The sequence below is a fragment of the Actinoallomurus spadix genome (assembly GCF_024055725.1).
GTDB classification, from domain to species: Bacteria; Actinomycetota; Actinomycetes; order Streptosporangiales; family Streptosporangiaceae; genus Actinoallomurus; species Actinoallomurus spadix.
Window position 1 is genome coordinate 114,608 of record NZ_JAMXMX010000016.1, and the last position, 24,856, is coordinate 139,463.

Annotated in this window: 20 protein-coding genes; 9 read left to right on the forward strand and 11 right to left on the reverse strand. The window is 68.4% G+C overall.

Annotated features, from left to right (window positions below; translation table 11 throughout):
- Positions 1-235 precede the first annotated feature (235 nt).
- Both NE235_RS23670 and rffA read left to right on the forward strand, forming a co-directional pair.
- Positions 236-1,042 (forward strand): N-acetyltransferase, encoded by an 807-nt coding sequence (locus NE235_RS23670; RefSeq protein WP_252806586.1) that lies wholly within the window; start codon positions 236-238, stop codon positions 1,040-1,042.
- Complete coding sequence (gene rffA, locus NE235_RS23675) at positions 1,039-2,178, forward strand: dTDP-4-amino-4,6-dideoxygalactose transaminase (protein WP_252806588.1); 1,140 nt, start codon at positions 1,039-1,041, stop codon at positions 2,176-2,178. The genes NE235_RS23670 and rffA overlap by 4 nt, the downstream gene beginning before the upstream one ends.
- Before the next feature lie 28 nt (positions 2,179-2,206).
- On the opposite strand, the gene NE235_RS23680 is transcribed toward rffA, so the two are convergent.
- Positions 2,207-3,175, reverse strand: a complete 969-nt coding sequence (locus tag NE235_RS23680) for a glycosyltransferase family 2 protein (protein ID WP_252806590.1) — start codon at positions 3,173-3,175, stop codon at positions 2,207-2,209.
- Positions 3,176-3,491: 316 nt separating this feature from the next.
- On the opposite strand from NE235_RS23680, the gene NE235_RS23685 reads away from it, so the two are divergent.
- The 4 genes from NE235_RS23685 to NE235_RS23700 all read left to right on the forward strand — a co-directional run bounded on the left by NE235_RS23685 (position 3,492) and on the right by NE235_RS23700 (position 7,167).
- Complete coding sequence (locus tag NE235_RS23685) at positions 3,492-4,010, forward strand: GtrA family protein (RefSeq protein WP_289849114.1); 519 nt, start codon at positions 3,492-3,494, stop codon at positions 4,008-4,010.
- Entirely contained in the window at positions 4,007-5,074 is a 1,068-nt protein-coding gene (locus NE235_RS23690; protein WP_252806593.1) for a glucose-1-phosphate thymidylyltransferase, read from the forward strand. Before NE235_RS23685 ends, NE235_RS23690 begins: the two co-directional genes overlap by 4 nt.
- On the forward strand, positions 5,071-6,102 hold the full coding sequence (gene rfbB, locus NE235_RS23695; RefSeq protein WP_252806595.1) for a dTDP-glucose 4,6-dehydratase: 1,032 nt from the start codon (positions 5,071-5,073) through the stop codon (positions 6,100-6,102). Before NE235_RS23690 ends, rfbB begins: the two co-directional genes overlap by 4 nt.
- A 135-nt stretch (positions 6,103-6,237) precedes the next feature.
- Positions 6,238-7,167 (forward strand): sulfotransferase, encoded by a 930-nt coding sequence (locus tag NE235_RS23700; RefSeq protein ID WP_252806597.1) that lies wholly within the window; start codon positions 6,238-6,240, stop codon positions 7,165-7,167.
- Positions 7,168-7,265: 98 nt separating this feature from the next.
- Here the strand turns inward: NE235_RS23700 and NE235_RS23705 are convergent, their stop codons facing one another.
- Positions 7,266-8,135, reverse strand: a complete 870-nt coding sequence (locus NE235_RS23705) for a glycosyltransferase family 2 protein (protein ID WP_252806599.1) — start codon at positions 8,133-8,135, stop codon at positions 7,266-7,268.
- Positions 8,136-8,442: 307 nt separating this feature from the next.
- Between NE235_RS23705 and NE235_RS23710 the strand changes: the two genes are divergently transcribed.
- Complete coding sequence (locus NE235_RS23710; protein ID WP_252806601.1) at positions 8,443-10,728, forward strand: DUF2298 domain-containing protein; 2,286 nt, start codon at positions 8,443-8,445, stop codon at positions 10,726-10,728.
- 65 nt (positions 10,729-10,793) lie between these two features.
- Here NE235_RS23710 and NE235_RS23715 read toward each other — a convergent pair whose 3' ends face one another.
- The 7 genes from NE235_RS23715 to NE235_RS23745 form a co-directional block, all read right to left on the reverse strand.
- Positions 10,794-11,624 (reverse strand): FkbM family methyltransferase, encoded by an 831-nt coding sequence (locus tag NE235_RS23715; protein ID WP_252806603.1) that lies wholly within the window; start codon positions 11,622-11,624, stop codon positions 10,794-10,796.
- A gap of 94 nt (positions 11,625-11,718) precedes the next feature.
- On the reverse strand, positions 11,719-13,026 hold the full coding sequence (locus NE235_RS23720) for an MATE family efflux transporter (RefSeq protein ID WP_252806605.1): 1,308 nt from the start codon (positions 13,024-13,026) through the stop codon (positions 11,719-11,721).
- Between the two features lie 2 nt (positions 13,027-13,028).
- Positions 13,029-14,249, reverse strand: a complete 1,221-nt coding sequence (locus NE235_RS23725; RefSeq protein ID WP_252806606.1) for a hypothetical protein — start codon at positions 14,247-14,249, stop codon at positions 13,029-13,031.
- Between the two features lie 289 nt (positions 14,250-14,538).
- Entirely contained in the window at positions 14,539-15,966 is a 1,428-nt protein-coding gene (locus NE235_RS23730) for a polysaccharide biosynthesis tyrosine autokinase (RefSeq protein ID WP_252806608.1), read from the reverse strand.
- Positions 15,963-17,165, reverse strand: a complete 1,203-nt coding sequence (locus NE235_RS38310) for a glycosyltransferase family 4 protein (RefSeq protein ID WP_252806610.1) — start codon at positions 17,163-17,165, stop codon at positions 15,963-15,965. Before NE235_RS38310 ends, NE235_RS23730 begins: the two co-directional genes overlap by 4 nt.
- A complete protein-coding gene (locus NE235_RS23740; RefSeq protein ID WP_252806613.1) occupies positions 17,138-18,253 on the reverse strand; it encodes a glycosyltransferase in 1,116 nt (371 codons plus the stop codon). Before NE235_RS23740 ends, NE235_RS38310 begins: the two co-directional genes overlap by 28 nt.
- Positions 18,234-18,824: a sugar transferase gene (locus tag NE235_RS23745; protein ID WP_252806615.1), complete on the reverse strand. Its 591-nt coding sequence runs from the start codon at positions 18,822-18,824 to the stop codon at positions 18,234-18,236. The genes NE235_RS23740 and NE235_RS23745 overlap by 20 nt, the downstream gene beginning before the upstream one ends.
- Positions 18,825-19,400: 576 nt before the next feature.
- Between NE235_RS23745 and asnB the strand changes: the two genes are divergently transcribed.
- Positions 19,401-21,308: an asparagine synthase (glutamine-hydrolyzing) gene (asnB, locus tag NE235_RS23750; protein WP_289849085.1), complete on the forward strand. Its 1,908-nt coding sequence runs from the start codon at positions 19,401-19,403 to the stop codon at positions 21,306-21,308.
- Between the two features lie 40 nt (positions 21,309-21,348).
- Positions 21,349-22,737: a lipopolysaccharide biosynthesis protein gene (locus NE235_RS23755; protein WP_252806618.1), complete on the forward strand. Its 1,389-nt coding sequence runs from the start codon at positions 21,349-21,351 to the stop codon at positions 22,735-22,737.
- A gap of 67 nt (positions 22,738-22,804) precedes the next feature.
- On the opposite strand, the gene NE235_RS23760 is transcribed toward NE235_RS23755, so the two are convergent.
- Together NE235_RS23760 and NE235_RS23765 are read right to left on the reverse strand one after the other, a co-directional pair.
- Positions 22,805-23,818, reverse strand: coding sequence for an NAD-dependent epimerase/dehydratase family protein (locus NE235_RS23760; protein WP_252806620.1), 1,014 nt, complete (start codon positions 23,816-23,818; stop codon positions 22,805-22,807).
- Between the two features lie 167 nt (positions 23,819-23,985).
- Positions 23,986-24,780: a hypothetical protein gene (locus NE235_RS23765; RefSeq protein WP_252806621.1), complete on the reverse strand. Its 795-nt coding sequence runs from the start codon at positions 24,778-24,780 to the stop codon at positions 23,986-23,988.
- Positions 24,781-24,856 lie beyond the last annotated feature (76 nt).

Consider the following 24,856-nt stretch of genomic DNA (forward strand, 5'->3'; position numbering starts at 1 on the left):
ACGTCTGCGGGCGAAGCCCTTTATCGACTGCTTGTCCGTGTCGCCCGGCGACGTCGATTACCCGCCCATTCGATCGGCCGCCTAATGGAGATTTTAAAGAGTCGAGGCTCATCGCCAACGGAAAGTCCGAATGCGCCGATCCAGTCTTGATACCGTTTCGAGTCGAAAGAAACGACCGGTGGATTCAACGCTTCACCGGACACCCGCGGTGCGATGGCGATACGGCGGAGGCATCATGAGCTGGCACGACGTCGCCCTGGCGCCGGACGTGGTGGCCGCGCCGTCGCCACGGGAAACGGCACGATTCGGTGTCACCGTCGATCGGATCTCCGTGTCCGCGGCGTCGGCCGCGAAACTCACCGACGTGCTCGAAGCCGTCCGCTCGTCGACGGCGGACGTCGTGATCCTGCGCTATCCGGCCGACCGTATGAGGTGGTTCGCGGCCCTCACCGAACTCGACCGGACCGCGATCGTCGCGGACAATCTCGTCGGCTGGAAACTGGCCACCGGCAAGGGAAGACGCCCGCCTCCGCTGCCGCGCGGCCTCGAACTCGTCGACTTCGTCGGCGCGGCGGAACTGGACGCCATGGTCGCGGACGCCTTCCGCGACTACGGCAACCACTACCTCGCCGATCCGCTGTTCGACCCGGCACTGGCATTGGCGGGATACCAGGAATGGGCCGGCCGGGAGATCGAGAGCGGGGTCGTCGCCCTCCGCGACGTCGGCGGACGCGGCGAACCCGTGATGCTCGGGTTCCTCACCTACGGGGAGGCCGGCGGCGTCGCCGAGTTCGCGCTCGGCGGCGTGGTGCCGGGTGCCCAGGGCACCGGGCTCTACGCGCACCTGCTCGCGGGGATGGAGGACCGCGCGGCGTCGCGTGGGATCGGGAGCGTCGTCTGCACCACCCAGAGCCGGAACACCCGGGTGCAGCGCCGCTGGGCCGACTACGGCTTCAAGCCCGTGCTGAGCGTTTTCACCGTCCACCTTCTCCGGCGGGGCCTGCTGGGGGAGGGGGCCGAGGCGAGAGGCGGTGGACCGTGACCGAGACCGCGGTGATCCCGTTCAACCGCGCCTTCGTCACCGGAGCGGAGCAGGCATACCTGGCGCAGGCCATGACCTGCGGTGCTCTGGAGGGCGACGGGCCGTTCACGAGGCGGGCGAACGCGCTCGTCGCCGAGCTCGTCGGGGCGTCCGCCGCGCTGCTGACGACCTCGTGCACGCACGCGCTCGAGATGAGCGCCCTGCTCCTCGACCTCGCCCCCGGGGACGAGGTCATCATGCCGTCGTTCACCTTCGTCTCGACCGCCACCGCCTTCGCGCTGCGCGGCGCGGTCCCGGTCTTCGCCGACTGCCGTCCGGACACGCTCAATCTGGACGAGCGGCGGGTGGAGGCGGCGATCACGGCGCGCACCCGGGCGATCGTCGTCATGCACTACGCCGGCGTGGCCTGCGAGATGGACGTCATCGCGGCGATCGCCGACCGGTACGGCCTGGTCGTCGTGGAGGACAACGCGCACGGGCTCTGCGCCCGGTACCACGGTCGTCCGCTGGGGTCCTTCGGCGCGATGGCGACCCAGAGCTTCCACGCCACGAAGAACGTGCAGTGCGGAGAGGGCGGCGCGCTCGTCCTGAACACTCCCGCGCTCGTCGAACGCGCCGAGATCGTACGGGAGAAGGGCACCAACCGCTCCCAGTTCTTCCGCGGGATGGTGGACAAGTACCGGTGGGTCGAGCTCGGTTCGAGCTATCTGCCGTCCGATCTGCTGGCCGCGTTCCTCGTCGCGCAGCTCGAGGCGATCGACGACATCCAGGTCCGGCGCCACCGGATCTGGGCGGCGTACGACGAGCGGCTGGCCGGCTGGGCGGCGCGGAGGGGGGTGCGCCGGCCGGTCGTGCCCGCCGGCCGGGACCATCCGGCGCATCTCTACTACCTGCTGCTGCCCGGGCTGGCCGACCGTCAGGCGTTCCTCCGCCATCTCGGTGAACGGGGCGTGCAGGCGGCCTTCCACTATCAGCCCTTGCACGCGGCGCCGGGAGGGCTGCGGTACGGGCGGGTCGCCCCAGGAGGATGTCCCGTCACCGAGGACGTCGCGGACCGGCTCGTCAGGCTGCCCCTGTTCGCCTCGATGACCGAGGAGGAACTGCACCGCATCGTCGAGGCGGTCGTGTCGTACTGACGGAGTCGGGACGGTCTCCTGCCGGGTGTCACTGGGACAGGACGTCGGGCCGGAGACCGGCGGACTCGTCGGACGCGGCGGGTCCGACCTCGGTACGGATGACGTACGTCGGCCGGCCCATGCCGCCGGCGTGCACGCGGCCCAGATACTCACCGAGAACACCGATGCCGAGCAACTGGGCGCTCGAGAACAGCGCGATCATGGAGGCGAGGCTGGTGAAACCCGCGACGGTCGTCCGGCCGGTGAAATAGCAGCCCAGCACCAGGCCGCAGAGGACCAGCCCCAGCACACCGACCCCGACGCCGAGGTAGCTGACGAATCGCAGCGGCGCGGTGCTGTAACCGACCAGCATGTTGACGGCATGCCGTAGCAGCGTCCGCAGGGTGTACCCGGACCGGCCGGACCTCCGGTGATCCATCCGCACGTCGACGCACGCGATCCGGGTGGTCGCCCAGGACAGGGCCACGTCGATCGAGACGTGCGGGCCGGTGAGCCCGTCGAAGCCGTTGCGGAGGAAGGCGCGGAACACCCGGAAGGCGCCGATGTGCCGGGCACCGTGGACGCCGAACGGTCCGGCGAGGGAGAGCTTCACCAGGCGCGACGCGAAGCTGCGCGCCGGCCCGTGTTCCTCCTCCCGCGGGCGCGCGTAGACGAGATCGACATCGTCGGTGAGCGCGGCGAGCAGCCCCGGCAGTTCCTCGGGCGGATGCTGCAGATCGTCGTCCATCGTCACGATGACCCCGTGACGGGCCGCCCGTATGCCGGCGATCAGGGCATTGTGCTGGCCGTAGTTGCGTGCCAGCTGGATGGCCCGCACCTCCCGGTGGCGGCGCGCCAGACCGGCGGCGACGTTCCACGTGTCGTCCGGGCTGCCGTCGACGACCAGCAGGATCTCGTGCTCGATGGCCGCGCCGGGGAGGACGGCGGTGAGCCGGGCGACCAGTTCCGGCAGGGTCTGTGCCGACCGGTAACACGGGACGACGACGGACACGAACATGGGCGGGCACCTCACGGACTGGACGCGGCGGCTCGGGAATCTGGATGCAGCATTTCCAGTCGAGGCCGATATCTACTGTCGGCGGCCGTGAATTGACCGAACCGATGGCGTGAATAGACCTCATTCCTTACCGCCGTTGAACCCGATGGTAGGAACACTGCGTTATGGCGCGATGCGGGGAAACCGCTCTAAAACGCCATGGCATCGGTTTGAAGCAAAAAGGTGATCGCGCTGGCCGGCGGTTTGACAAGATCATGGCAGGCTTCCTGGTGCATGCCTTCGAGGGTGGGCAGAGCGTATGGAGGCAATGTCCAAGATGCTAATCAATGGGCCTGTGCTCGCTCTTCTGCGCCGTCAACAGACGAAGTACCTCATCGCTGGGGCGATGACCGCGATATTGCATTCGGGGATCTTCTCCGGTGGCTGGCTGCTGCTCCGTGACGCCGTTCCCTACCCGTTGGTTGCGGTGGGGGCGCAGGCCCTGACGGTGCTCGCCGTCTACCCGGCGTACCGCACGGTGGTCTTCCGCGCGACCGGGCCGTGGGTCCCGGGCCTCGTCCGCTTCTACGTCGCGTGTGCCGCCGTCCTTCTCCTGTCCATCGCCTGCCTCACGTCGCTCGTCGAGATCGCGGGAATGCCGGTGCCGGCGGCGCAGATCGTGACCGCCCTGTGGAGCCCGGTCGTGGCCTACCCGGTGCAGCACCTGTGGACCTTCCGGAAGGCGGTCGCCGGATCGCCTCCGCCCCTCGGCGGCCCGGACCGGAGCCTTGGCGGGCGACTCCCGCCGGCAACGCTCAGCCCTGCCGGAACCTCAGGAAGGAGGCCCTCATCGTGAAGGCGCTCGTGCTGACGGGAGGGCGGGGCACGCGGCTGCGTCCGCTCACGCACACCTCGGCGAAACAACTCGTCCCGGTGGCCAACCGGCCAGTGCTCTTCTACGGGCTCGAGGCCATTCGCGACGCCGGGATCACCGAGGTCGGGATCGTCACCGGGGATACGGGTGCCGAGGTCCGCGCCGCCGTCGGTGACGGTTCGCGCTTCGGGTTCCATGCCACCTACATCCCGCAGGAGGCCCCTCTCGGTCTCGCGCACTGCGTACTCATCGCACGGGACTTCCTGGGCGATGAGGACTTCGTCCTGTATCTGGGCGACAACCTCCTCATCGGCGGGATCAAGGACCTGCTCACGGGCTTCCAGGACAGCGGCCATGCCGCGCGCCTGCTGCTGAGCAAGGTCGCCGAACCGCAGTTCTACGGCGTCGCGGAACTCGACCGCGACGGAGCGATCGCCAGCCTGCAGGAGAAGCCGCAGGTGCCACGGAGCGATCTCGCCATCGTGGGCGTCTACGCGTTCTCACCTGTGGTGCACGAAGCGGTGCGAGCGATCAGGCCCTCCGCGCGCGGTGAGCTGGAGATCACCGACGCGATCCAGTGGCTGATCGACCGTGGCCACCGAGTCGACCCGCACATCGTCAGCGGCTACTGGAAGGACACGGGTCGTCTCCAGGACATCCTGGAGTGCAACCGTATCCTGCTGGAAGAGATCGAGACGGACGTTCGCGGTGTGGTCGCGGGTTACTCCGAGATCGGTGGCAGGGTCGTCGTCCATCCGGACGCGGTGATCGAGGACTCCGTCCTCCGAGGGCCGGTCATCATCGGTGCCGGCACCAAGATCGTCCGTTCTTATGTCGGGCCGTTCACGTCCGTCGCCGAAAGCTGCGTCATCGAGGACGCCGAGATCGAGTACTCGATCGTCCTCGGCGGCTCCACCATCGAAGGCGTGCCGCGCATCGAGTACTCCCTGATCGGCAGGGATGTCGAGGTCACGCGCGCCGTCCATCTCCCGAATGCCCACCGCCTGATGGTCGGCGATCACAGTAAGGTGCAGCTGCGCATATGAGGATTCTCGTCACCGGTGGTGCCGGATTCATCGGATCGCACTATGTCCGGGCGCTTCTCCGCGGTTCCTACACCGGGTGGGAGGACGTCGAGGTCACCGTCCTGGACAAGCTCACCTACGCCGGCAACCTCGCCAATCTCGCCCCGGTCGCCGGCCTTCCGGCCTTCACCTTCGTGCGCGGTGACATCGTCGACGACCGGATCCTGGAGGACGTGGTCCCGGGGCACGACGTGATCATCAACTTCGCCGCGGAATCCCACGTGGACCGGTCGATCGAAGATGCCGCCGATTTTGTGACGACGAACGTCATGGGAGTTCAGCGACTGCTTCAGGCGGCGCTGCGGCACGAGATTCGAACGTTCCTGCAGGTCTCCACGGATGAGGTCTACGGTTCGATCGACGAGGGATCGTGGCGGGAGACCGAGCCGTTGCTGCCGAATTCGCCGTACTCCGCTTCCAAGGCGGGGGCGGATCTGCTCTGCCGCGCCTATCACCGCACTCATGGGCTGGACGTCCGCATCACCCGCTCCTCGAACAACTACGGGCCGTGGCAGTTCCCGGAGAAGATGATTCCCCTCTTCATCACCAACCTGATCGACGACCGCGAGATCCCGTTGTACGGCGACGGCGGCAACGTTCGGGAGTGGCTGCACGTGGACGACCACTGCCGGGGCATCCAACTGGTGCTGGCCAAGGGCGCTCCAGGAGAGACGTACAACGTCGGTGGAGGCATCGAACTCACCAACGTCGAACTCGTGAGGCGACTGCTCGACGCGCTGGGGAAGGGCTGGGACCGGGTGCGGCAGGTCCGTGACCGGCCAGGACACGATCGCCGCTACTCGGTCGACACGACGAAGATCCAGGGACTCGGCTACCGGCCGGAGATCGACTTCGAGGACGGCCTGGCCGCGGTCGTGCGCTGGTACGCGGAGAACGAGAACTGGTGGCGGCCGCTCATCGCGGCCGCCCACGCCGGTGATGCGGTCCGGCCTCCCCATGACGAATGGCGATCGCCGACGCGAGAATGATTCGGATGCCCGGCTGAATTTTCTTCAAGCCGGTCATTCGGTGCTCAATTCTTGTATCCGGTCGGCGTGGCGTCGCAGAGCCGGATGACGCGATCGTGATCCTATGATGGCCCGAGTATCGATGAGAGGACTGACATGCGCCCTCGTGTCATTTATATCGGTGGCTTCTCCCGGAGTGGCACGACGCTCCTTCAGCGGCTTCTCGAGCAATTGCCCGGTGTCGTCTCACTGGGGGAGGTGTGCAACCTCTGGGATAGCGCCCTCAAGTACGACGATCTTTGCACATGCGGGGAATCCATCTCTCGTTGCCGGTTCTGGGGAGAGGTGGCGGAGCGGGCGTTCGGCGGGTGGGACGCCATCGATCTTCATGAGGTGCGGCGCCTTCGCCTGTTGACGGACCGGGCTCGTCATCTGCCGGAGCTGCTCGGTAACACGCGGTCGGGCCGGCTCCAGGCCACGGCGACCGCCTACTCCTCGTACTACGCCAGGATCTACGCCGCGGCGCTGGAGGTCAGCGGGGCCGAGGTCGTCGTCGATTCGAGTAAGCGTGCCTCCCTGGCCTGCTGTCTCAGCAGGTCCGCTGCGATCGACCTCAGATTGGTCCATATCATTCGTGACAGCCGTGGTGTCGCCTACTCCTGCACGAAGAAGATCTCCCGGGTGGACTCCGTCCATGGAGCCGATCTCGGAACGGCCCTTCCGGTGGTCACCTCGCTGAACTGGGTGGTGCACAACGTCGCGTTGGAGATCCTCGGCAGGAGAGGACTGCCGACGCACCGGCTCACCTATGAGGGATTCGTCGACGAACCGGTGAGATCGTTCCGGGAACTGGTGTCCTTCGCGGGGCTGTCGGCCGACGTCGACACGACGGCGTTCCTGTCCGACGATCATGTCGTGCTGGGCACCGGGCACAGCATCGGGGGGAATCCCATGCGCGCTCAGACGGGCCGTGTCTCGCTTCGCCTCGACGATGCCTGGCGGGCCCGGCTCCCCCGGGCCGACCGCCTGGCGGTGTCCGCGCTCACGTATCCACTGCTGCGCCGCTACTCCCGCCTGCCGGGCTGACCGTCAGCCTGTCCCGCCGGGGACGCGACGCCCAACACCCCCGCCACGGCCCGCCCGTGCCACGGCCGCCCCGCTCACTCCCGCCGGGGCCTCGCCGCTCACTCCCTCGGTCCGGACAGGACCCGGCCCGTGATCCCCTCAATGCGGCCGATGGCCCGTTGGAGGTACCACAGGGCGAGGGCCCGGCGTCCGCGGGCCAGACTGAGCGCCGCCGCCGCGAGAGGACGGACGACGACCCGGACCTGGGAACCGATCCCGTGGTGGCGCCGGAACACTCTGCCGGTGCCGCGTGCGTACCGCCTGGCCTTGACGTGGTACGCGCGCTCACCCAGTGACGGAAGCTCGGGGTTGTACTCGACGATCACGATCCGTGGATCGAAGAGGATCGGCCAACCGGCCTTCATGCCGCGCAGGAGCAGGTCCGTTCCCTCGCCCGACTGCCAGGGCGACGCGGCGCCGACCCCGAGGTCTTCGTCGAATCCGCCGACGGCACGGAGGAAAGCACGCCTGAAGAAGCAGCAGTTCTCGATGGCGCTCGTCCAAACGGTCCGATGGTCGAGCCGCATACGCCGGTCGGCGAACGAAGTGAATTGAGCCGGTCTTCCCGGTGTGCCCACGAGCCGCCCGGAGATCGCGCCGACCGCTGGGGCACTCGCGAAGGCCGCCGCCGCCTGGGCCAGCGTGTCGGGCAGATAACTGGTGTCGTCGTCCGGGAATGCGACGAAGTCGTAATCCCCCAGTGCGGCGATTCCTACGTTACGTCCGATCGACAGACCCCGTGCGGAGGTCGAACGACGGACCGGGAGCCGATCCATCCATGAGTCGACGACCTTTCGCGTGTCCCCGTCATCGCTCTGGTCGACGACGACCACGTCACTGGGGCGGAGCGTCTGTTCGTGGAGGGAGGCGAGGAGGCGGTCGAGCAACTGCGGCCGGCCGATGGTGCTCACGACCACTGCGGCGTTCATCCACGAGGGCGGACCCGTGTCGTCCGATCTGACCGGGCCGCTGGTGAACGCAGGGATTCTGATTTCTTCTTCATCCACGCATTCATCCTAGGGGTGCGGTATCGGGTGGCGTTTCATGTGCGGCGATCTGTCATTGTGTGAGTGTCGTGGCGAGTATGGTGATTCATTCTTTGTGTCGAACGATGATCGTCACCTTGAATCAAAGTGATTTTTAATAGCCGCTACTTTCGCGGGACTATTGTCTGGATAGTGTTGCCCGGAGGGGCGCCGCGATCGCCGGCCGGAGTCCGACCAAAGGGAGCTGTTCATGACGTCGACGCCGCTGGCCGCACGGGTCTCGACTCCCGCCACGGCGGATCGGCGGCGATGGACGACCAGGGCCCTGCGATCGGGGTGGCCGCCCGTGGCGCTCCTGGCCGCGGTCGCTGCGATGTTCCTGCGGCACTATGGCGTGTCCCCACGGGAGACCGCGGTCTTCGCGACCTTCGTCATCCTGGGGTGCACGGTCCCGGGTGTGCTGCTCTGGCGAGCGTGTCGAGGCGGATCCCGCTTCGCCGCCGAAGAGATGGCCGCCGGCACCGCGCTCGGCCATGTGATCACGGTGCTCACCTATGTCCCCGCACGATGGACGGGGCATCCCCTGTTCGTGCTCGCCTCGCCGGTGATGGTGATCACGGTGTTCCTCGTCGTGCCCCGGTTGCGCCGCTACTGGCGGAGAACGGGAGACATCACGCGCGTTCCTCTCGCCTGCTCCTGGGGAGGCGCGGCTCTGGTCGGGTTCGTCGTGCTGTCGACCGCGTCCGGGTTCTTCCGGCAGCACGGCCTGACGTCACCCGGATATCTGAGGCCGTACGTAGACCTGCCGTTCCATCTGGGCCTCGTCGGGGAGCTCAAGCACCACATGCCGCCGACACAACCGTTCGTGTCCGGCGAGCCGCTCTACTATCACTGGTTCGCCTACGCCGACATGGCGGCCATCAGCTGGGTGACCGGCATCGAACCGCAGACCCTGCTGTATCGCCTGTTCATCCTGGCGGCCTCGGCGACATCCCTGATGCTGTTCTTCGCGATCGCCCGCCGGTTGACCGAGCGGTGGTGGGCCGGACCGGCGGCCCTGGCCATCGGCTGCCTGGCGTGGGGACCCGGGATGTACTCCTGGGAGCCCTCCCTGTGGGCGGGCCTCCTCCTGCGCGACGACATCGCCTGGCGCAGTCCCACGCACGGGTTCGGGATGATGCTGTTCGCCGCCGTCGTGCTGCTCCTCGTCGATCTCCTCCGCCGGCAGAGACCGGGCGTGGCCCCCTGGGCGCTCCTGGTCCTTCTGCTGCTCGGGGTGATGGGGGCGAAGGCCACGATCCTCCCGCTGCTGCTGGCGGGTCTCCTCGTCGTCGTGGCCGGTGGTCTCATCGCCGGCCGACGACCGCACCGCACGGCCGTCATGGCGGCCCTCGCCACTCTGCCGTGCCTGCTGTTCGCGCAGCTCGTGCTGTTCGGCGGCACCTCTGACGGCATGGTCGTCCACCCCTGGTCGCTGTTCGGCACCGTGGGCGCGGAAGCGGCTTCGACACCCAGGCCCACCGCGGTCCTGGTGATCGCCGTGGCACTGGTGACCATGTTCGGCCGGGGCTGTGCCTGGGTGGGGGCGCTGAGCCTCGCCTTCCGCCGGCAGACGTTGTGCGACCCGCCCGTTCTCCTGCTCGCCGGGATCGGCGGGGCCGGGATCGCCGTCGCGATCACCCTGCGCTTCGCCGGTGATTCTCAGATCTACTTCCTGCACGGCGCGGCGCCCTACCTGTCCGTGGTCGCCGTCTGCGGCCTGCGGGCGATGCTTCCCGAGCGGGTGGATCGCCGTTCGCTCATCGCGCTCATGGTGGCGGCGGCCGTCGGCGTCGCGGTGATCACGATGGTCGGCGAAGCAGGTGGCGCATCCAGGCCGACACCTGAGGACGCGGTACGACGCGTCATCGGGCCGTTCATGCTGCTGATCGCGAGCGGTGGGGTCTGCGCGGTGGGCTTGGTCCTGGCAGGGCGGAGACGGCCCGGACTGCGGTCGCTGTCCCCGGCCCTCGCGCTCGCCTTCGTCTGCGGCCTCGTCCTTCCCGCGACCCTGCTGCACGCCCGTCAGATGGTGCGCGGTCTTCCCCTCGACCCCTCGACAGCCGTGATCGGCGCGGGAACTCTGGAGGCGGGGCGCTGGCTGCGCGACCATTCGCGGCCCGATGACCTGGTCGCCACCAATTCCCTATGCGGGTCGGGCGACGGCTGCGACGAGCGCCACTTCGCCGTAGCGGCCTACACCGAACGGCGTGTGCTGGTGGAGAGCTGGCGCTTCACCGCGAGGAACCACTCGATCGCGGCACGACGCGGCCTCCCGGACGGATCCGTGCCCTTCTGGGACCGGCCACGCCTGGCGGCCAACGACGCGGCCTTTCACCATCCCTCCGCCGAGGCGCTACGGCGGCTCCACGACACGTACGGAGTCCGCTGGCTCTTCGCCGACGCGAGTCGGGACCGGCCGGCTGCCGGTCTCGAGCGATTCGCGCGGCTGCGTTACACGGCCGGTGACTGCCGCGTCTACGAGCTCACGAACTGACGGAGTGACGGACGACGGCCCGCGGCGTCACCGGAGATCCGCCGGCCGGCCTGGTGAGAGCCTCCTCAACCGCGGTTCGAACGCGCGTTGTCGGCCGCCTTGATGATTCTCCGATGGCCGTCGTCGTTCGTCGCCAGGAGGTTCGCGCCGAGGCCCTCCCGGGTGCCGAGGCGTTCGACCTCCTGCCTCGTGCAGGAGCGAACCCTGAGCTGATGCGCGAGGAAGACGTGCTCATAGTGGGTGAAGAGGATGTCGAGGAACTCGTCAGGTTGGAAACCGCAGTTCATCAGCGCATGCGGGTTGTACTCGACCAACAGGGTAGGGGAAAGGCGCAGTGTCTCCTGGGCGCCCCGGAGCACGAATCCGTCGTATCCCTCGGCGTCGATCTTGATGAGGTCGGGACGGCCGATCGTATGATGCGACAGGTAGGAGTCCAGAGACGTCATGGGGATCGACGTCGAGGTGGACCATCCCACCGCGTTCTCGGCTGCAGCGGAATGGTGGCCGATGCCCTCGGCGAGGTACATCGTCACGGTTCCGGGGTGCTCGCCGACGGCCATGGCTTCGACGGACACCTTCTCGAGGTGTCCGTTCCGGAGGAGATTCCTCCGCAGGTAGGCGACGTTCTCGGGGATCGGCTCGAACGCTATCAGGCGCCCGTTCTCGGGTAGCTCTTTCGCTCCGACGCAAGAATAGAGTCCGATGTTCGCGCCGATATCGATGATGGTCTCGCTGTCGGCGGCCAGGCGCTCGAACAGTGCGACCTCGACCTCTTCGTAGTAACCGGCGAACAGCTGGTGAACGATGGAGAAGTCGCGCGCCGGGCCGGTCAGGCTCAGTCCGCGATACATGGTCGCGACGTCGGCCTGGTTCGCGGCACAGCCGAACTCGTACACCTTCTTCTGGATACTTTTTATCATTGACAGATGTTGGACTTGTGTCCGTCTGAACAGTTTCCGGGAGACCTTGAGGGTCTGCCGGGCGATTTGCCTACGCACGGTTGTTCTCAACTCCTTGATGGTCGAGAGTGCCGAGGTGCCGGGTGCAGATCACGGATACGGGGCGCCGACCGGGCGCCCGTGCGGTCATCCGGGGGCGATACTTCGCGTACAGGGCAGCCGCGTAGAGGCAGAGCAGGGTCATCATGCCCGCGAGGCCCATCGCGGCGCCCTCCGCGCCGGCGAATGCGGCGCCCGCCGCGCCCGCGAAGAGCAGGGCGACCGCGGTGGTCAGCCGGAACACGAACAACGCGCGTACCGCCTGCACGGCGCGCAGCGCTCCCGCCGGCCCGAGTACGGCGCCCTGGGCCATCCGGTAGACGGTCTGTGCCGGCAGCAGCGGGGCCAAGAGGGTCCATGACCCGCCGAACAACCACGTGCCGGTGCTCGTCGGCAACGACATCGCCGCGAGTCCTGCGGCGGCGCCGACTCCTCCGAAGGCGAGGGTGACCAGGACGGTTCCGCGGTCGATCCGGTGCGGCCGGTCGGCGAGCACTCTCGACAGTTCGGTGATGGCGATCACCCGGCCTGCGCCGATCATCACCGTCGCCGGGCCGAAGAGGGTGTCCGCGGCGCGGAGCGCGCCGACGGCCGCCAGCCCCGCGATCTTGCCGACCAGGAGCAGCGTCACGTACCCGCAGATGGTGAGGACCACTCCCTCGACCAGGTAGGGCCGGGCGAGGTCACCGTACTCCCGGAGCCAGCCGGAGGCCGAGGCCACGCGTGGCAGTACTCCTGCCTGGGCGACCGCGATGCCCGTGGCGATGAGCCCGCCCACGCCCCATCCGAGGAAGACCCAGGTGACCTTCGTCGTCACCGTGAGGATGCCGAACGTCGCGACGGACTGCCCGATCCCCCAGACCGCGTCGCTCACCAGTGCCTTGTACGGCTGGCCGGCGGCGATGAACCCCATCCGGAGAGTGCTCTGAACGAGCAGTACCGGCAGCAGGGCGGCCAGGATCAGTACCGGTCCCGTGATGCCCCCCAGGAGCGGCCCGGACACGAGGAGCAGTACGACGGAACCCAGCAGGCCGAAGACCGCCGCCGCCCCCGAGCCGTCGCGGAGGGCCCGGCGCGCCGTCTGGGGATCGCGGGGGAAACGGACCATGAGCGGTTCGGCGAAGGTGGTCTGAGCCAGTTGGAGGCAGACCACGTAGTAGCCGTACAGCAGCGCGAACGCGCCGAAGCCCGCAGCGGGCATCCGCCGCGCCAGCAGGATCATCAGCATGAAGTTGGTGCCGCTGGAGATGACCTGGTCGGCCAGGGTCCAGCCGCCGCGACGGACCGCGTGGGCGAACACGGTCAGTTCTCCCTGAGACGTGTCCGGTGAAGTAGCGCCCACGTGACGAGGCCGCCCGCGAGAACGGGGAAGGCGCGGCCGAGACCCCAGTAGAAGAGCAATCCCATCTCGAGGACGCCGATGTAGGTCACGGAGTAGAAGATCAGACCACTGGGCTGGCCGGAACGCATGGCGCGGTAACAGATCCCGATGAGGAGTCCGACGGCGCTCCACCAGATGAGGGCGCCGGCGAGGCCGAAGTCGGCGATCGCCGGGAGGATCCCGCCGTCATTGGTGAACTCCGGATTCCCGTATCTCATCAAGAGTGATGACCAGGTGTCCAGTCCGGAGACGAATCCGCTGTCCGCCCGGAGGAACGATCTGACGATCGGGAATCCCCAGAGAAAGGGCAGGGTGAACTGGGGGAGTAGCGAAGATGAAGGATAGTGATCGAGGAGTATGATCGAGTTATTGCTCGCGGTGGCATAGTATCCGCCCAGCCGGCGCATGATGAAACCGCCGAAGCCGGTGTCGCTGTGTTGCGCATAGAAGTCGTTCCAGCTGCGCGTGTATTCGAAGGCGCCGAAGAACAGGCCCAATGCGACGGGTGCGAGCAGCGGCATCATGGCCCAGATCCAGGTTCGCCTCGGCCGCCTGGTGCTGGGCAGTGTCGCCGCGGTGAGAACGATGAGAGGGACCGCCATCTCCATGAGGGCGATGCGCTCGGCGTTGAAGAAGACACGTGTCAGGCTGGCGCCGATGAGTGCCGAGAGCTCCCACGTATGGCGTTGGCAGCCGATCCGGCGATTCAGGAGTAGGCAGATGAGGGCGAGCGGCCCGAACTGTGTGAGGGTCGTGACGCCGGGAACCGTGGCGAAATAGATCAGCTTGGCGGTCACCAGGGCTCGTGGTTCGAGGCTGAGCGTGCTGTGCAGGGCTGCGAGGCCGTAACCGCGTGACACGGCCGCCATCGCCCAGGCCACGTAACCGATCAGAGTCAGTGCCAGGAACGTGCGCCCGGCCCGCACGAGTACCTGCTGCTGGCCGGGTGTTACGAGGACCTTGGATTTCCGAATTCGACGGTGGGTGAGGTTCGGTACGAGAGTGCCGACGATGAAGGCGCTGAGGAGCAGAAGGGTGAGGACCGCGTCGGTCCCGTCGAAGTATTTGGATGTCCGCCACCATTCAACGAAGTCGTCGGCGGGGATGAGGCATGTGACGGCCAAACAGGGCAGCACGCTCAAGACGCCGCTCCAGCCGGGGTGCAGCCACCACGTACCCCGGCGTTGTGACAGCGGCCGGGGTGTGAAAGAACGGTGTCCCGTGGGGGCCGGGCGACCATCGGTCGCGTCTTCCGTTCGAGATGACACGGGCCTCTCCAAACTCAATCGTTCCTTCCGGCGAGAGCGCCGGGGGTGGCACGCCGGGCACTTGTCCTTTCGACGGCCTTGGTGCCACCCCGCTCGCGGAGCCGGTGTTCGCCGGCCGGACGTCTCCTTCAGCCGCGGAGGGGCTTGAGACGCGAGTCAGCGCTCATCCGACGGGCGCCGTGGGCGTGTTCTCGATGGAGGGCGCGGTTCCGAGGTCCTCGAGACGCGGCTTGTTCTCGTTGCGGCGGTAACCGCCGTAGTAGCGGTAACGATCGTGCTTCGGCTTCGTCATGTTCACGATCACGCCCAGCGTGCTCCCGTTGACCGCGTCGACGCTCTTGGCCGCGGTGCGTAGTTCCTCACGCTTGGTACGCCCCGAGCGGACGACGAGCACCACACCGTCGCTGCTCGGAGCGATGACGGCGGCATCCGTTACCGGGATCAGGGGCGGCGAATCGATGATCACGTAGTCCGCGTCGGCGCGCAGTTCCTGGATCAGCGACTGCATCCGCTTCGTACCCAGCAGTTCGCTGGGGTTCGGAGGGACCGGGCCGCTGGTCAGCACCTTGATCGTGGAGCCTCTCTCGGCGCGCTGGATGACGTCCGCGACGGAGGCTTGACCGGACAGCACGCTCGTCAGGCCGGCCTCTTCCACGAGGCCCAGGGACGACGCGACGGTCGGGCGACGCAGGTCCGCGTCGACGATGACGACCCGGGCGCCGTCCTGGGCGAGGCAGAACGCGAGGTTGAGGGCGACGCTCGACTTGCCGTCACCCTCCAGGGGACTGGACACGACGATCGTCCGTGGGGGGCGGTCGACGTTGATGAACCGGAGATTGGTCCGGAGTTTCCGGAAACCCTCGGCTCTCATCCCCAGCGGGTCGGTGTCGTAGACCAGCGACCGCTTGCGCGCCGCGCGTTCGTAGGCGATCTCGCCGACGATGGGAAGCCCGCTCGCCGCCGCCGCGTCAGAGGCGACGTCGATCCGAGTGTCCAGGGCCTCTTTGAGCATTCCCGCCAGTACGCCGGCGATCGCGCCGAGCACGAGGCCGAGTGAGACGTTGAGAACCGGCTTGGGACTGCTCGGCTCCTTCGGCACCGCGCCCGGCCGTACGACCTGGACCCGCACGGTCGGCGACCGGCCTGGCTGAGGCCCCTCCACATCCGCGACCGCGGTGATCAGGTAGTGCGTCACGCTGTTCACTATGCGGGCCGCCATGGCCGGATCGGTGTCGCGTGCGGTGATGTTGAGGAGCACGGTATCGACCGGTACATCCACTTTGAGGCGCTTCGCCAGCTTCTCCGGTCGTAGGTGGAGACGAAGGTCGCGGATCACCGGTGCCGTGACCTTCGGCGTCGTCACGAGGTCGGCGTAGGACCGCACCTGCTGCTGGCTGAAGAGCGTTCCCTGGTATGCCTGGTCGAGGCCCCGCGCCTGCTGTGACACGGACACGAAGACCGACGCCTTCGACTCGTAGGTCGTCGGCTGCAAGGACGTGACCAGCTGGGCGACCCCGGCGCCCAGCAGGAGAAAGCCCACCAGCAGCACCAGGTGCCGCCGGATCGCCGTGATCAGTTCTCGTACACTCATGCAGTCCCCCGTCTTGGACCTCTCTGAATGGTGGCCTTGCCGGGCCTGAGCGGCGCGGTTCCGGCACGCGGCAGTACCCCCGAGGTTTTTCCGCGGGCGGCCGAGGAATGGGAGCGGCCTCTTCCCGGCCGCAGGTGCGTGAAGAGCTCCAGATGCCGCCGCGCCGACTCGTCCCAGGTGAACCGCCGTGCGTTGGCCGTCCCGCGGACCCGCAGGTCCGTGGCGAGCGCATCGTCGGTGAGGACGTCTCGTACGGCCGCGGCGATGGACGCCGGGTCAAGGTCACGCAACAGGATCGCGGCGTCCCCCGCCACCTCCGGCAGGGCTCCGCGGTCGGAGGTGATCACCGGTGTTCCGCACGCCATCGCCTCCACGATCGGCAACCCGAAGCCCTCGTGACTCGAGGGGAGGACGAAGACGGCCGCGGCGCGGAGGAGCGGCGCGACCAGCTCGGCGGGGACCTGGCCCAGATACCGCACGTACGGAGTGGTCGCCAGCAGACGCTCGATCGGTTCGGACCCCAAGAAGGATCCGCCGGCGACGACGAGCCGGACGCCGGAGCTGGCGATCTGCAGCCGGCCGATGGCGTCGACGAGCGCGGGCACGTTCTTGCGTGGATCCAGATTGCCGAGATGGAGGACGAAGCGTTCCGGCAGACGGAGGGGGGCGAGCAGTGGGGCGTCCCGGGAGGCGTCCGGATGGAAGCGCTCGGTGTCGACGCCGTGCGGGATGACGTGAAGACGTTGGTGCGGCACCCCGAAGATGCGCTGGATCTCACCCGCGGAACTCCTGGAGACGGTCACGACGGCGTCGGCGGCACGGGTCAGCCGCCCGACGCGTGCCAGCCAGGTCCGTTCCCACAACGCGCGCCTGATCCCGGGAACACGGTGTCCCGAGACCCCGTGCACGGTGACCACGGTCGGCAGCCTGCCCGGGATCAGCGCGCCCGTGTCGGCGGGGAAGTGCAGCAGGTCGGCCTGCTTCTCGCCGACGGTACGAGGCCAGTACAGTCCCTCGACCGCGGCGTAGGAGAGCGCGCGGGCGAGGCCGCCCAGCCGATCCCCAGGAGGAGTGAGGACGCTCGCCGTGACGCCGTATCCGGCGAGATGGCGGTAGAGCATCTCGGCGTAGGTCGTGTTGCCGCCGACGTTGCGCTGGAGGACCTTTCCCGTCACCGCGACCCGGAGGTGGTCAGCCACTGTGCCCGCCTTTCCGTGGATTCGCCCCTGAGCCCGGCGTAGGCATAGGTGAGCCGGTCCGCGAGGTTCTCGACGGTGTTGTCGCGTAGTGCGGCGCGTATCTGAGACGCCGCCTTCTGCCAGGACGCCGGGTCGGCCAGCTCGGCGACCGCCGTGGCGAGGTCGGTGGGCGTCCGTGCGAGGTTCGGGATCCCGAGGACCCGCAACGCGGGAATGTCCCGCGCCACGACGGGCAGGCCCGCCGCGACTGCTTCCAGCAGTGACATCGGGGCGCTCTCCCACAGGGCCGAGTGGATGTAGACGTCCGCGGCACGCAGCTGCTCGATCACTTCGCGATGGGGCAGCCAGCCGGTGACGTGCACTCCGGCGGACTCCAGGACGTGCCGCAGCCGGGCATCCCCGTCACCGATCCAGGCCCAGGAGATGGAATCGTCGCGGATGCGGGCCGCCCGGGCGAGGAAATGGGGATCCTTCTGTGCGCAGATCCGCCCGACGGTCACCGCCCGCATGGGGCGGTCCGTCACGCGCACGCGGAAAGGCGCGAGAGACGACGACGCGGCGTTGGGCACGTACACGACCCGCTGAGCCCGGTGCAACGCGGTGGCCAGCGAAGCCTCGCGCGGGCTCACGGCCGCGACGGTGCCGGTCCGTCGCGCCAGCACGGCCTCGGTCGTGCGGAACACCGTCCGGAGCGCCCTGGGTACGTCGGCCCGTTCGAACGCGTAGCAGTGCGGGGTGTAGACGATGCGGCTGGCCGGGATGGACCGGCATGTACGCACATAGAGGCCCGCGAACGAGGAGTGCGCGTGGACGACGTCGGGCTTGAGCCGTGCGTAGGCGCGGCCGATCGCGTTGATCCGCGCCAGGTGCCCCGCGGGAAGCGCCAGCCGGCCGCGGAGCGCGGCCATCGGCTCCGCCTTGACGACCTCACCGCGCCGGGGCGCTGTGATCAGCCAGTGTGCCAGGTGCGGGGTGGCCCGGATGTAGGACATCACCGCGGTGCTGACACCGCCGCCCCAGCACTCGATGACGTGCAGGATCGTGGTCGGGGTGGGCCACGCCGTGTGCTCAGACCGCGCCGCGTCCACTGATCACCGCCTTGAGCGTGCGAGCGAGGATGCGGATGTCCAGGAGCAGGGACCACCTCTCCACGTAGCGCAGGTCCATCCGGACCGCCTCTTTCCACGGCACCTGGGACCTGCCGCTGACCTGCCACAGTCCGGTCAGCCCGGGTTTCACGGTGAGCCGCCGCCGTTCCTGCTCGTCGCAGAGGAGCACCTCGGCGAGCACTTGGGGGCGCGGTCCGACGAGCGACATGTGGCCGAGCACGACGTTCCACAACTGGGGGAGCTCGTCCAGAGACCAGCGGCGCAGCACCCGGCCGACCGACGTGATGCGGGGATCCTCGGGGATCTTGAAGAGTGGTTCGTTCTCTCGCCCGTGTTCGCGCAGGAAGGTCGCGAGCTCCTCGTCGGCCCCGGTCCTCATCGAGCGGAATTTCCACATCCTGAACGGCCGCCCGTTCAGGCCGATCCTCTCGTGGGCGAAGAGCGCCGGACCTGGACTGCTCAACAGGACGGTGACGGCTATCGCCAGCAGGACGGGAGACAGTACGACGAGTGAGAGCAGAGCGATCATCCGGTCGGCGGTGTGCTTCACACGCCGTGCTCCGTCTCCGCTCAGCCGGCTCTTCCTGGGGCGCTCCGAACTCGGCCGATGATGCCTACGGACATATCCGACGACGTCTTCGTCGCAACTTCGTCGCGATTTCCTATTCGACTGCGTTTTCGGGGAGGAAATCGACATTATGGTCTCCTGACATCGGGCAAGATCTCCATTCCGCTGCCCAGATATATCTCCTCCCGGCCGCCGGTTCCCTCCACCGCGAAGATCAACAGTTGGTCATTGGCCAGAAAACTATCCGGTCTCCTGATCGTCATCTGAGAGGTGTGTTCGGAGTCGCGGAGTGATCGGGGGGAAGCGGTTTCTTCGGGATGCCTTCGAGGGCAGTGCACCAGGGAGTCTGTGTCGAGGAGTGTGTCGCTTTTGTATCGGCGGCGGGGGATTGTGGTGTCCTTGTGTGTGCATCGGCGGGTGGCGCCGCATCGGTGTTCGGTGGTTGAGGGAGTCGCGCCGTCGCGGATATGCTCCCTTCGATTGGGGCGACGTTCATATCCGGTCGGTCATGACCTGTCGCCCGGCGAGTCCGCGGCAATGGAGACAACTGGGACGCGCATGTGCGGAATAGCGGGCATGGTGTCGAAGAAGGCCGTAGAGCTCGACGTCGTGCGAGATATGTGCGCTGTACTCGCCCATCGAGGGCCCGACGGTCAGGGATTCCACGAGGACGCCCACGCCGCTCTCGGTACGCGGCGGCTCGCCATCGTCGATGTGCCCGATGGGGGCCAACCCGTCTACAACGAGGACAAGACCGTCGTGGCGGTGTTCAACGGGGAGATCTATAACTTTCCCGAGCTACGCCGAATGCTCCGCGACCGTGGTCATTGCTTCGTCGCGAACGGGGACACCGAGTGTCTTGTGCACCTCTATGAGGAATTCGGTGATCGTCTTGTCGACCGGCTTCGTGGGATGTTCGCGTTCGCCATCTGGGACGAGAGGCGGCAGCGGCTTCTCCTCGCCCGTGATCGCGTGGGGAAGAAGCCGCTCTTCTGGCGGTCCGACGGTCAGACACTGTGGTTCGGGTCGGGGCTGAAGGCGCTCGTGCAGCACCCCGCCGCACCTCGGGAACTCGATCCGGTCGCGCTTCATCACTATCTGACCTATCAGTACGTACCGGCTCCTTGGTCGATCCTGCGCGGAGTCCGCAAACTGCCGCCCGGCCATCTGCTCGTCTGGCAGGCCGGCGTCCCCGTGACGAGCCGTTACTGGCGCCTCGACTGCACGCCCCGCGCGATCGAGTCCGAGGAGGCGGCGGCCGAGGAGCTCCGCAGCCGGCTGCTCGACGCGACGCGCGTGCGCATGATCGGCGAGCGGCCACTGGGAGCCCTCCTGTCCGGCGGGATCGATTCCTCCGCGGTCGTCGCCGCGATGGCCAGGCAGACCGGCGAGCGCATCAGAACGTTCAGCGTCGGTTTCGACGAGGAGCGGTTCGACGAGCGGCGTTACGCGCGTGCCCTGGCCCGGCACTACGCCACCGACCATCACGAGATGGTCGTCACCGCCTCGGCACTCGACGTCCTGCCCCTGCTGTCCTGGCACTATGACGAGCCGTTCGCCGACTCCTCGGCGATCCCCACCTTCTACGTCGCACGGATGAGCAGTGAGCAGGTGACGGTCGTCCTCAACGGGGACGGCGGCGACGAGCTGTTCGGCGGCTACCTGCGCTATCTCGCCCTGGCCCGGGCCGGTCGGATCCCCGCGCTCCCGCTGCTTCGCGATCGGCTCGACCGGATCGGTTCTTCGCTCGCGTCCCGCGCCGCCCCGGGCTCGGCGCTGCAGAGGACGGGCCGGGTGCTGGAACTCCTGGGACACCCGACCTCGCGGCGCCACGCACGATTGATGTCCTCCTTCACCCATGGGCAGAAGATGGAGCTGTACACGGACGCGCTGCGCGCGCATCTGGCGGACGTCGACAGTCATGGCCTCCTGGACGACGCCTTCGCCGCCTCCCGCGCCGACTCGGACGTGGGCCGCGTCATGGACGTCGACGTCAACACCTACCTCCCCGGCGACCTCCTGGTGAAGATGGACACCGCCACCATGGCCAATTCGTTGGAGGCGCGCTCCCCGTTCCTCGACCATCACCTCATGGAGTGGGCCGCCGGGCTCCCCGTGAGGTTGAAGGTCCGTTCGGGAACGACGAAGTACCTGCTGAAGCGCGCGGTCGGCCCGTGGCTGCCGCCCGAGCTGGTGACCCGGCCGAAGATGGGGTTCGGCGTTCCGCTCGCGAGGTGGCTCCGTACCGAACTGGCCGACCTCTCGTGGGACGTCCTGACGGATCACACGGCCAGGTCGCGAGGGCTGTTCCGGCCGGAGGCGGTACGGGAACTCCTGCGGCGGCACGCGAGCGGGCACGACCACGGCAACCGGATCTGGACGCTGCTCCAGTTCGAGCTCTGGTGCCGGGTCTTCCTCGACCCGCCCGTGCCGGGCATCGACCGCGACCTCGCGTCCCGGCGGTGAACCGCCGCCGCGGCGGTCGCCCGGATCTCCGGCCGGTGAGGTGAGCGAGGCGTCCGGGCCCCCGGCCGGTGAGGTGAGCGAGGCGCCCGGGCCCCCGGCCGGTGAGGTGAGCGAGGCGCCCGGCCCCCTGCCCGGCGCGGTGAGCAGGGCGGCGGTCGGCCAGGCCGCCCGTACCCTGGGCGCCTACGCCGCCAGGTTCGTTCTGGGTGCGCTGATGAGCGTGGTCGTGAACCGGTCACTCGGACCCGAGGGACGCGGCACCTACGCGGTGCTGATCGCCGTCGCGACGGTCGCGTTGCACCTCGGCCAGCTGTCGGTCGAGGAGTCGCACGTCGCGCTCTGGTCCCGCGTTCGCGACCCCGCCGTCGTCACCGCCAACAGCGTGCTGTTCGGCGCGGCGCTCGGCGGTGCCTGCGCGGTCGCCGCCGCGATGGTCGTGGCCGGGCTGGGGCCCGGCGTCGTCCCGGTGACCGACCTGGGCCTGCTGGCCGTGGCGCTGGCCTGGATCCCCTGCGCCATGACCGAGAGACTGCTCGCCCGCCTCATGGTCCTGAGAGCACGCATCGACGTGAACGACCTGAGTGGGCTGCTCAGCGTGGGCGTGCACTGCGCTTCCCTGCTCCTGCTGGCCGCGCTGGGCAGGGTGACGCTGTGGTGGGTGGTCGCGCTGTGGACGATGTCCGCCGCGATGCCGCTGGCCGTCCTCCTGCCCGCCGCCCACCCGAGGCTGCGGGACTGCGACCTCGGGGTGGCACGCCGGACCCTCCGCCTGGGGTTGCGCTACCACACGGGCCTCGTCTCGATGTTCCTGCTCCTGCGGGCGGACGTACTGATCATGGGCGCCATGACCACGGCGGCCGAAACGGGGCTGTACGCCGTCGCGGTGACGCTGATGGAACTGGGCCGTGTTCCATCCGACGTCCTCGCGAACCTCGCCATGCCCCGGCAACTCGAGGACGACGAGCGGCCGGCGGCCCTGTTCACCGTGCGGTCCACGAGGATCGCCGCGCTGGCCGCCGCCGGATCCGTGGGACTCCTCTGCGTCACCGCGCCCTTCCTCGTTCCGGCGGTGTACGGCCCGGCGTTCACGGGGGCCGCCGGTCCGCTCCTCGCGCTCGCACCGGGCCTGTGGTCGATCGCGGCGAGCAGACCGGTCGGCGCCTTCCTCCTCCGGCTCGACCGGCCGCTGCGGAGCTCGATGACGGCGGTCGCGGCCCTCACGGTCAACGTCACCGTGAACCTCGCGCTGATCCCGTCGTACGGCGCCGTGGGCGCGGCGCTCGCCTCCAGTGTCGGCTACGCCGTGTTCGCGGTGCTCCAGGTCCTGTGGTTCCTCCGGGTCACGCGGTGCCGGTGGAGCGACCTGCTTCCCCGGGGCTCCGACCTCCGTTACCTGTGGTGTACGGTCCGCCGCGCCCCGTCCGGGTGAACCGGCTGACGCGGTGACGCGGGCCTTCCCCGCTCACCCCCGCATCGCGCTCACGTCCGCATGGCCCTCACGTCCGCATGGCGCTCGCGTGCGGCGAGGACGGTCGGGCGCGTGCCGCCAGTTCACGCCGCGCGTGGCCGATGGCGTCGGTGAGGATGTCGTCCAGAGAACGCCGGGGCAGCCAGCCGGTGAGCACCCGCAACTTCGAGGTGTCGGGGACCTTCCGCTGCATGTCCTCGAATCCCGATTCGTACGCCTGGTCGTAGGGGACGAACCGGATCGCCGACGCGCTCCCGGTGCGCGCGATGATCATCTCGGCGAGTTCGCGGATACTGATCTCGCGAGAGGCTCCGACGTTGTAGGTCTGTCCGATGGCGGCGGGTTCGTCCAGGAGCCGGAGCAGCGCGTCGACGATGTCGCTGACATGGGTGAAGCAGCGTGTCTGCCGTCCGTCCCCGTACACCGTGAGCGGCTCGCCCCGCACCGCCTGCCGGACCAGCCGCGGGACGACCATGCCGTACGCGGCGCTCTGCCGCGGGCCGACCGTGTTGAACAGCCGGACCACGACCGTCGCCAGGTCGTGCTCCCGGTGATAACAGTTGGCGAGGATCTCGTCCACGGCCTTCGCCGTGCTGTACGCCCACCGCACGATGGACGGGGGCCCGAGGATCCGGTCCGCGGTCTCCTGCAGGGGACCCAGGGAGTTCTTCCCGTAGATGTCCGACGTGCTGGTCATCAGCACTTTGCGGCGGTAACGGTGCGCCGCCTCGATCACGATCTGTGAGCCCCGGATGTTAGTGATCAACGACCGCAGGGGCTCCTCGACCACCAGCCGTACGCCGACGGCCGCCGCCATGTGGATCACGGCGTCGCACCGGTGCACGAGTTCGTCGACGATCAGTTCGTCGAGCACCGACCCGTGCACGAAGCGGAAGGACGCGTTCTTCGCCGCCTCGCTCAGGTTCGCGGGACTGCCCGTCGCCAGGTTGTCGAGGGCGACGACGGAGTCGCCGCGGGCCAGCAGCGCGTCGACGAGGTGCGACCCGATGAAGCCCGCCCCGCCCGTCACCAGGTATGTCATCCTGCCGCCTTCCGGCATACCGCGCCTCCCCGGGCTCGTGAGCGTCGCCGCGGATCGGATGGCCGAACCGCGAACGGCATGGGGTGGCGGGAAGTCCGTTCCCGCCACCCCAGGCCGGCCGATCGCCGTGTGCTGTCACCGCTGCGGGAGACGGCCGGGCACTCGCGTCAGGAGCAGCCCGGCACGCTGCCGGCGGGCCTGCAGTTGTTGGGAGTGTTCCCGGTGACCACGCTGGCGTCGAGCGTCACGGGTCCGCCGCCGGGGAGGCGGTAGATGCCGCCACCGTCGTTCGCGCTGTTGGCCGTGACGAGGGTCCGCACCAGAGTGGACCGCCCGCCCACGCCGTTCAGCAGCCCGCCTCCACGGAGCTTGGCGGTGTTCCTCTCGAGCGTCGTCCGGAAGAAGGACGCGGTCCCGCCCAGCTCGGTGTAGACGCCGCCGCCGCTGCTGTTCGCGCTGTTGAAGCTGATCCGGCTGAAGTCCACGGTGAGCCGGCCGTCGCTGTAGATGCCGGCGCCGCCGCCACCGGATCCATTCGGATGAATGGTGGTGTTACCGGTGATCAGGGTCCACGACACCCGCATCGTGCCGCTGTCGTTGCTGAGGCCGGCGCCGTTGTCCGCGGTGTTGTTCTGTACGGTGACGTGGTCCAGGTCCACGGTGCCCCGTGCGCTGAGGATCGCTCCGCCGGTATTGCGCCCGGAGTTGCCGCCCTCGATGAAGATTCCCTCGACCCTCAGCCGGGCGCCGGTGAACACCTCGAAGAGGCGGAATCTCCGGCCTCCGGTGCGCCGGATATGCGTGGACGGCCCGCCGAAGATGGTGATGTCGCCCCTGATGATCGGCAGCGCGTTCCAGCCGCGAGTCCCCCTCTCCGCCGGGGTGGTGAAGTCATAATTGCAGTTCGCGGCCAGCCGGATCGTGCCGTGGCCGGCCGCATTGGCATTGGTGACCGCTGTCACCAGGCCGGACGCCCCGCCCGTAGGTCCGCCGCACGGCACCGTCACGACGGGCTGTGCGTAGGCCGAGGGCGGCGAT